At 69.4% G+C, this 7,656-nt stretch carries 6 protein-coding genes; 2 read left to right on the top strand and 4 right to left on the bottom strand.

Going from position 1 to position 7,656, the window contains the following annotated elements; translation table 11 throughout:
- Positions 1–8 precede the first annotated feature (8 nt).
- Positions 9–1,838: a ShlB/FhaC/HecB family hemolysin secretion/activation protein gene (locus EZ242_RS17555; protein WP_240787142.1), complete on the bottom strand. Its 1,830-nt coding sequence runs from the start codon at positions 1,836–1,838 to the stop codon at positions 9–11.
- A 420-nt stretch (positions 1,839–2,258) separates the two neighbouring features.
- Between EZ242_RS17555 and groES the strand changes: the two genes are divergently transcribed.
- Both groES and groL read left to right on the top strand, forming a co-directional pair.
- A complete protein-coding gene (groES, locus tag EZ242_RS17550; protein ID WP_135286500.1) occupies positions 2,259–2,552 on the top strand; it encodes a co-chaperone GroES in 294 nt (97 codons plus the stop codon).
- A gap of 38 nt (positions 2,553–2,590) precedes the next feature.
- The gene (gene groL / locus EZ242_RS17545; RefSeq protein WP_135286499.1) at positions 2,591–4,237 is read left to right on the top strand and encodes a chaperonin GroEL; all 1,647 of its coding nucleotides are present in this window, start codon (positions 2,591–2,593) and stop codon (positions 4,235–4,237) included.
- A 244-nt stretch (positions 4,238–4,481) separates the two neighbouring features.
- Here the strand turns inward: groL and EZ242_RS17540 are convergent, their stop codons facing one another.
- The 3 genes from EZ242_RS17540 to tal all read right to left on the bottom strand — a co-directional run bounded on the left by EZ242_RS17540 (position 4,482) and on the right by tal (position 7,529).
- The gene (locus EZ242_RS17540) at positions 4,482–4,802 is read right to left on the bottom strand and encodes a DUF805 domain-containing protein (protein ID WP_135286498.1); all 321 of its coding nucleotides are present in this window, start codon (positions 4,800–4,802) and stop codon (positions 4,482–4,484) included.
- A gap of 35 nt (positions 4,803–4,837) precedes the next feature.
- Positions 4,838–6,418 (bottom strand): glucose-6-phosphate isomerase, encoded by a 1,581-nt coding sequence (gene pgi, locus EZ242_RS17535; protein WP_135286497.1) that lies wholly within the window; start codon positions 6,416–6,418, stop codon positions 4,838–4,840.
- Positions 6,419–6,584: 166 nt separating this feature from the next.
- Positions 6,585–7,529 (bottom strand): transaldolase, encoded by a 945-nt coding sequence (gene tal / locus EZ242_RS17530; protein ID WP_135286496.1) that lies wholly within the window; start codon positions 7,527–7,529, stop codon positions 6,585–6,587.
- Positions 7,530–7,656: the final 127 nt, after the last annotated feature.

The raw sequence follows: 7,656 nt of genomic DNA, 5'->3' as shown, positions 1-7,656 counted from the left end.
AGGTTTCCTCAGAAGGTCTGCGTGAGGCTCAGGACCAGGGTGCGGCTGCGGGACGGAAAGCCCTCGGGCTGGTGCAGGGGCAGGCCCAGCAGGGCCTCGAACCAGGCGCCGCCGCGCCGGCCGCGCAGGCCCAGGGCGGCGCCGGTGAGGGTGTGGCCGGGCAGGCTCACGGCAGCGGGCCCCCAGACACGGCCGTGGTCCAGGGCGGCGACGGCGAGCAGGTCGGCGCCCTGCGCCTGCGCAAGCAACGGCGTACTCAGCTCGCTGCGCAGCACCCAGCCGCTTTCGGCCAGCAGCACGGTGTCGCCGTCGAAGCCGCGCACCGTGCCGCGCCCGCCAATGGCGATCTGGTCGGTGGGCAGGGTGGCGTCGCGGGTGTGCTGCGCGCGCAGGGCCGCGTGCAGGCGCCAGCGGCGCCCGCCCCAGGTGAAGTCGTCCTGCGCCGACAGGCTCAGGCGCCAAATGCGCGGGCGCAGGGTAGGCCCGCCCGCCTGCGCGTCCTCCAAGTCCGGCTCCGCGCTGAACCAGCCCACGCCGCGGCGCCGGTGCAGTTCGAAGGCCAGCGCGGTGCCGCCGACGAACCGCTGGCCACCGATGCCGAACTCGAGGTTCGTGGTGCGCCGGCGCTGGACCAGGATCTCGGTGTCGTCGATGTGGCTGGAGGCGCGCCGCGTGGACAGGCCGGCATGCAGGTCGAAGCGGCCGGAGGCGCTGCGCCAGACCGTGCGCTGCCAGCCCGCGCTCAAGCCGCGGCTCTCGCCGCTGAAGAGAAAGCGCGCCGTGGTGCCCTGGGCGTACTGCGCGAAGCGGCTGTGCGTGGCGGCCAGGCTGAACAGGTGGTAGCCCCAGGGCAGGCTGTACTGCAGCGCCAGGCTCTGGCTGCGGTGCGTGCGCCCCAGGTGCTCGGCATTGGTGCCCGCGCTGGCGGAGACGATGTCGTACAGGCCCAGTGGGTTGTCGAAAGCAAGGTTGGCGCTCAGCTGCGTGCGCCCGAGCGTGGCCCCGCCGCCGTTGTCCAGGCCGATGCTGCCCCGCATGCGCTCACCCGGCGTTCGCCGGGCGATGCGCAAGACGCTGGTGCCGGGCTGCAGGCCGGGCTCCAGCTGGATGCCGACCTCCTGGCTGGGCAGCCGCCGCATGTTGTCGATGCCCTGCTCCAGGTCCTGCAGGTTCAGCAGCGCCCCGGGGGCCGTGGGGAAGGCATTGCGCCAGGTGCCCCAGCGACTGTCGGCTCCGTCGACACCTGCGTCGGCGTCGTGCATCTGGATGTCGGCAACGCGGCCGGCCTCGATCCGCACCTGCAAACGGCCGCTGGCGAGGTTCTGGGCAGGCAGCGCGGCGCGCGTGGTGATGTAGCCGGCCGAGAGCAGGCGCTGGTCGAGCTCGCTCGCAAGGGCGGTCAATTCCTCGGCGCCGAGGCAGCGGCCTGGAGGATCGAGCGCGTCAAGTGGCGGCGAGAGCAGCCAGGCGAAGTGGGCGGCGTCGGGGCCGCTGAGCGTGAGCTCGGCGATGGGGAAGCAAACCGATCCCGCCGGCAGCGGCGCCAGCGCCCGGTCCGCATCGGCCGGCGTGCCCGCACGGCTGGGGCGCGGCACTGGCCGGGGGGCGGGCCAGGGCTGCAGCGGCTCCCGGCTGCGCTCTTCCTGGCGGCGCAAGCCCTCTTCGATGACCCGTGCGGCGTCCGCCGCACCCTGCGCCTGCGCGGACAGGGGTACGCAGAAGGCCGCGAGCAGCAGGGCGAGCTGGCCGCGCCCGTGCCGCAGCCTGCCGGCGCCGGCCGCACCCCGCACCCGCGCAGCAGCACGCAGCGACACCTGAGCCCGCTGTGGTGATGACAATGTTTCCTCCCTCTTCGGCGCGCTTGGCGTGCGGCCCTTGGCGCCCGCAAGCGCATGAAGGCAGAGAGGCTAAGGTGCGGGGGCGCGGGGCAGCCTGTCAGGAAGCTGACTTGGCGCCGGCCATCGAACGGGGCTCAGGACACGGACGCCGACTCATCCGCGGCAGAGCCAAGCCCATCGCGCGCTTTGCGGCGTGGGAGCTGCGTTGGAAGCCGGCTGACGCCCGGAACGCGACTGTTCTCGCCGGCCCACACCGACCCGTGCGGCCGGGCAGATCTTGAAATCAGGCTGAATGCCACTATGATTAGCACTCGCTGGACCCGAGTGCTAACACAGCCCCCGCGCCCAGAGATCATGCCAAAGCGTCAACCCCGTTGGCGCTTTTTGACGTCACCCCTGTATTGAAGACAAGGAGCACCCATGAAACTTCGTCCCCTGCACGATCGCGTGATCGTCAAGCGCCTCGAGAACGAGACCAAGACCGCTTCGGGCATCGTGATCCCCGACAACGCGGCCGAGAAGCCTGACCAGGGCGAAGTCTTGGCCGTCGGCCCCGGCCGCAAGAGCGACAAGGGCGAGCTGATGGCGCTGAACGTGAAGGTCGGCGACCGCGTCCTGTTCGGCAAGTACAGCGGCCAGACCGTCAAGGTCGAAGGCGACGAACTGCTGGTCATGAAGGAAGACGACCTGTTCGCGGTCGTCGAAATGAAGTAATCCAGCCCCCGTTCAACTGAATTCCCGGAGTCATCAAGATGGCAGCAAAAGACGTGATTTTTGGCGGTGACGCCCGCGCCCGCATGGTCGAAGGCGTGAACATCCTGGCCGACGCAGTCGGCGTCACCCTGGGCCCCAAGGGCCGCAACGTGGTGCTCGAGCGCTCCTTCGGCGCCCCCACCGTGACCAAGGACGGCGTGTCCGTGGCCAAGGAAATCGAGCTGGAAGACAAGCTCCAGAACATGGGCGCGCAGATGGTCAAGGAAGTCGCTTCCAAGACCAGCGACAACGCCGGTGACGGCACCACCACCGCCACCGTGCTGGCCCAGGCCATCGTGCGCGAAGGCATGAAGTACGTGGCCGCCGGCATGAACCCCATGGACCTCAAGCGCGGCATCGACAAGGCCGTCGAAGTCCTGGTGAACCAGCTCAAGGCCGCCACCAAGCCCACCACCACCTCCAAGGAAATCGCCCAGGTCGGTTCCATCTCCGCCAACAGCGACGAGTCCATCGGCAAGATCATTGCCGACGCCATGGACAAGGTCGGCAAGGAAGGCGTGATCACCGTCGAGGACGGCAAGAGCCTGAGCAACGAGCTGGACGTGGTCGAGGGCATGCAGTTCGACCGCGGCTACCTGTCGCCCTACTTCATCAACAACCCCGAGAAGCAGTCCGCGATCCTCGAGAACCCCTTCGTGCTGCTGTTCGACAAGAAGATCAGCAACATTCGCGACCTGCTGCCCACGCTGGAGCAGGTGGCCAAGGCCGGCCGTCCGCTGCTGATCATCGCCGAGGAAGTCGAGGGCGAAGCCCTGGCGACCCTGGTGGTCAACACCATCCGCGGCATCCTGAAGGTCGTGGCCGTCAAGGCACCGGGCTTCGGCGACCGTCGCAAGGCCATGCTGGAAGACATCGCCATCCTGACCGGCGGCAAGGTCATCGCTGAAGAAGTGGGCCTGACGCTCGAGAAGGTGACCCTGGCCGACCTGGGCCAGGCCAAGCGCATCGAAGTGGGCAAGGAAAACACCACGATCATCGACGGCGCCGGCGCCGCGGGCGATATCGAGGCGCGCGTCAAGCAGATCCGCGTGCAGATCGAGGAAGCCACCTCCGACTACGACCGCGAGAAGCTCCAGGAGCGCGTGGCCAAGCTGGCCGGCGGCGTGGCCGTCATCAAGGTCGGTGCCGCCACCGAAGTCGAGATGAAGGAGAAGAAGGCCCGCGTGGAAGACGCGCTGCACGCCACCCGCGCTGCCGTGGAAGAAGGCATCGTGGCCGGCGGTGGCGTGGCCCTGCTGCGCGCCCGCCAGGGCGTTGGCGACCTCAAGGGTGACAACCCCGACCAGGACGCCGGCATCAAGCTGGTGCTCAAGGCCGTCGAGGCGCCGCTGCGCAAGATCGTCGCCAACGCCGGCGGCGAGCCGAGCGTGGTGATCAACGCCGTGCTGGCTGGCAAGGGCAACTACGGCTTCAACGCCGCCAACGACACCTACGGCGACATGATCGAGATGGGCATCCTGGATCCGACCAAGGTGACCCGTACCGCGCTGCAGAACGCCGCGTCGGTCGCTTCGCTGATGCTGACCACCGAAGCCATGGTGGCCGAGGCGCCCAAGAAGGACGCACCGGCCATGCCCGGCGGCGGCATGGGTGGCATGGGTGGCATGGGCGGCATGGACATGTAAGTCCAGGCTCCGCGGACGGCGCACGGCGTCTTCCGCGGTTCCAGCCAGAACAGAAAGGCCGGGGGAGACCCCGGCCTTTTTCTTTGTCGGCCGCCCGCGCCCACGCGTGGCCGGCGGGGCGCGGGCGGGGCGCTGTCTTCAGCGCCGCGGCCGGGTGCTTCGAACGAGGTGCCGAGTCGCGGTGGAGGAGGCCCTTATCCAACAAACGCGGCAAATGTTTGATAACACTTGCCCTGGCGCTACCTCACCCGAAGCGATTCCCCGACGGCTGGCTCGGCTGCACGTACCAGTACAGCGTGACGAGCCAGCCCACCAGCGGGACCAGGCTCACGAGTTGCCACCAGCCGCTCTTGTCGATGTCGTGCAGGCGGCGTGCGGCCACGGCAATACTGGGCAGCAGCAGGAGCAGCGTCACCAGCGCATTCACGCGCGGGCCGATGAGGGAGGCTGCCATGGAGAGCAGCAGCACGAACAGCATGAACCACCAGAACTCCGGCCGGCTGGCGCGGCCGGTGAAGGTGGCGTACTGGCGCAGGCAGGTCTTGACGGCGTCGGTGAAGTTCATGCGCGGGTCTCTCCTCGGTCGCTGGCGAGGATAGCTCAGCGCAGGCGCTTGAGAAGCCCCGCCGTCGAGCCGTCCAGCCCGCTCACGTCGCCCGACGCCAGCCTGGGCGTGAGATCGCGCGCGAGCACCTTGCCCAGTTCCACGCCCCACTGGTCGAAGCTGTTGATGCCCCAGAGCGCGCCGCTGCAGAAGACGCGGTGCTCCTGCAGCGCGATGAGCGCGCCGAGCGATGCGGGGTCGAGCCGCTCCAGCAGCAGGAAGGTGCTGGGGCGGTTGCCGGTGAAGTGGCGATGCCCGCCTGCGTCCTCGCGGCCCTGCATCAGCGCCTGCGCCTGTGCGAGCACGTTGGCCAGCAGTTGCTCGTGGTGGCCCGGCAGGCGGTGAGCCGCCTCGCGCACGGCGATGAACTCCACGGGCGTGACGTCGGTGCCCTGGTGCAGCATCTGGAAGTAGGCGTGCTGGCCGTTGGTGCCGGGCTCGCCCCAAAGCACGGGCGAAGTGGCGAAGGACACGGGCTGCCCCTGCCGGTCCACGCGCTTGCCGTTGCTTTCCATCTCCAGCTGCTGCAGGTAGGCCGGCAGGCGCTTGAGGCTGCTGTGGTAGGGCGCGATGCTGCGGCTGCCAAAGCCGTGGAAGTTGCGGTACCAGAGATCGAGCAGGGCCAGTTGGACCGGCAGGTTGGCCTCCAGCGGCGCGGTGGCGAAATGCGCGTCCATGGCGTGGGCACCGCCCAGCAGCTCGCGAAAGCGCGTGGTGCCCACCGCGATGGCGATCGGCAGGCCGATGGCCGACCAGAGCGAGTAGCGCCCGCCCACCCAGTCCCAGAAGCCGAAGGTGGTTTCGATGCCGAACTCGCGCGCCGCATCGATGTTGGTGGTGAGGGCCGCGAAGTGGCGGGCCACGTCGGTGCCGCCCTGCGTAGCGAACCAGTCGCGCGCCGAGCGCGCGTTGGTCATGGTCTCGATGGTGGTGAAGGTCTTGGAGGCCACCAGGAACAGGGTGCGCTCGGGCCGCAGGCCCCGCAGCACGGCGTCGAGCTCATGGCCGTCCACGTTGGAGACGAAGTGCATGCGCCGGCGCGCCGGATCGGCGAACGATTGCAGCGCGGCCACGGCCATCTGCGGCCCCAGGTCCGAGCCGCCGATGCCGATGTTGACCACGTCGGTGATGCCCTCGTCGGCGCGGATGCGCTCGGCGTAGGCGAGCATGGCCTCCAGCGTGGCGTGCACCTCGGCCAGCTCGGCGCGGCGCGCATCGAAGGCGGGCGGGGTGAAGGCCGCCTGCTGCGCCGGATAGCGCAGCAGCCAGTGCATCACCTGTCGCTGCTCGGTGAGGTTGACGGTCTCGCCGCCCAGGAGGGCGTCGCGCTGCGCGGGCAGGCCGCAGGCCTGCGCCAGCTCGGTGAGCATGGCGCGCGTGTCGCGGCCCAGCAGGTTCTTGGACAGGTCGCAAAAGACATGCGGGGCGTCCAGGCTGAAGTCCTCGAAGCGGCGCGCGTCGCGCGCGAAGGCCTGGCGCAGGTCGAAGTCCTTGCCTTCGGACTCGTAGTGCCGCGCCAGGCCCTCCCACACGGGGGTCTGGTCGCAGCGCGGAAAGACGGCGGGGTCGAAAGCCATGGGATCAGAAGCTGTGAATGAATTCGGCGCGTCCGAAGCGGGCGCCAGAACGTGGCCGATCAAGGCGCAAAGCGCAGCCATGGCTTGGGCTATGGCGAGCATTTGCAACGCAGAGGGGCCGCGTTTTGGCGGCCGAGGCGGGCGTGGCGGATCCGTTCACAGCTTCTCAGATCGCCTTCATGAGCTGTTCCAGCTTCACGGCGTCGGCCGCGAAGGCGCGGATGCCTTCGGCCAGCTTGTCGCTGGCCATGGCGTCCTCGTTGAGCGCCCAGCGGAAGGCGGGCTCGTCGAAGTGCTGGCGGGGCAGGTCGGTGTCCGCACCGGCCGCATCCAGTGCCCGCGTGACCGGCGCTTCGCTCGCGGCGAGCTGCGCGAGCAGCTCCGGGCTGATGGTGAGCAGGTCGCAGCCGGCCAGCGCCAGGATCTGCCCCGTGTTGCGGAAGCTCGCGCCCATGACTTCGGTCGCGATGCCGTGGCGCTTGTAGTACTGGTAGATCTGGCGGACCGAGCGGACGCCGGGGTCGTTGGCGCCGGCGCTGGCTGCCTCGTCCCAGTTGCTGCCGGCGGACTTCTTGTACCAGTCGTAGATGCGGCCGACGAAGGGCGAGATGAGCTGCACGCCGGCCTCGCCGCAGGCCACGGCCTGGCAGAAGGAAAAGAGCAGCGTGAGGTTGGTGCGCACGCCCTGGCGCTGCAGGCGCGCGGCCGCCTGGATGCCCTCCCAGGTGGAGGCGATCTTGATCAGGATGCGCTCGGGCCCCACGCCCTCGGCGCGGTACAGGGCCATGAGCCGCTCGGCACGGGCGACCGTGGCTTCGGTGTCGAAGCTCAGGCGCGCATCCACCTCCGTGGAGACGCGGCCGGGAATGATGCCCAGGATCTCGGTGCCGAAGCGCACCAGCAGGCGGTCCATGGTCTCGTCCAGCGGCGCGCTGCGGTGGCGGCCCACGATGTCGTGCATGAGCGGCGCGTACTCGGGCTTCTGCACGGCCTTGAGGATGAGGGAAGGATTGGTCGTGGCGTCGGTGGGCTTGAACTGCGCCAGCTGGCGGAAGTCACCGGTGTCGGCCACGACGGTGGTGAACTGCTTGAGGGCCTCGAGTTGGTTCATGCCGGCCATTATCGGGCGGGGTGCCCCGGGGGCGGGGCGCTCGGCGCGTGGGCGGCGAATCCGTCCTGCTCCCACACGCGGGGAAAGCCTCCCGGTTTACGCTTTCGCGCTTCGGCTGCGGCAAGCC

This window comes from Ramlibacter rhizophilus (assembly GCF_004681965.1).
GTDB lineage: Bacteria > Pseudomonadota > Gammaproteobacteria > Burkholderiales > Burkholderiaceae_C > Ramlibacter > Ramlibacter rhizophilus.
The sequence above is the reverse complement of the archived record's forward strand: the minus strand, read 5'-3'. Positions and strand labels throughout refer to the sequence as shown.